The 898-nt window shown below is 58.6% G+C and carries 1 protein-coding gene; it reads left to right on the plus strand.

All coding sequences use genetic code 11. The annotated features are described in order from the left end of the window. Nucleotides 1-98: 98 nt before the first annotated feature. A partial coding sequence (locus AC1DT3_RS22800; protein WP_477467440.1) for a carbohydrate ABC transporter permease occupies nucleotides 99-898 on the plus strand: 800 nt, incomplete at its 3' end.

An 898-nucleotide genomic window follows, 5' to 3' on the forward strand; every position in this document is an offset into this window, starting at 1 on the left:
GGCGACCGCGATGCTGATCGTCATTCTGATCGGCGTCCTGATCTATCTCTTCGCCATCCAGCGCCGCCTCCAGCGGCACACGTTCTGAGGGCGCGACGATGAAACCGAATGTCAGACCCGGCCGGATCGCCGTTCACATCGCCCTCATCATCTATACGCTGCTCGCCATAGGACCGATCGTTCTCATTCTCATCAACGCATTCAAGACACGTCGCGCGATCTTCGCCGATCCGCTCGGGTTCCCCGACGCGCGCACGTTCACGACGATCGGTTTCAACCAGGTCCTGTCCAAGTCCGAGTTCGGTCTCTACTTCTTCAACAGCCTCACGGTAACGGTGGTATCGCTCGGTCTCATCGTCCTGCTCGGCGCGATGGCGGCATGGGCACTCACCGAATACAAGTTTCGCGGCAACACGATCCTTGCACTTTATATGGCCATAGGGATCATGGTGCCGATCCGCCTTGGCAGCGTCAGCATCCTGCGGATGATGGTGGATTTGAACCTCGTCAACACGCTCACCGCGCTGATCCTTGTCTACGTCGCGCAGGGCCTCCCCCTCGCCATCCTGATCCTGTCCGAATTCATTCAGCAGATACCAAAGGATTTGCGCGACGCCGCACGTTGCGACGGCGTCAGCGAGTATCGCATCTTTGCCAGCGTCATCCTTCCTCTGATCACGCCGGCGATCGCGACCGTCGCCGTGTTCACGATGGTTCCGATTTGGAACGATCTGTGGTTCCCGCTTATTTTGTCACCTGGCGACGGCAAGCAGACCGTGACGCTCGGCGTGCAGCAGTTCATCGGGCAATATGTCACCGATTGGAATGCCGTGCTCGCCTCGCTGACCTTGGCCATCGCGCCGATTCTCATCCTCTATCTCTTGTTCTCGCGTTACCT

It is taken from the genome of Microvirga sp. P4_G7, from assembly GCF_056401005.1.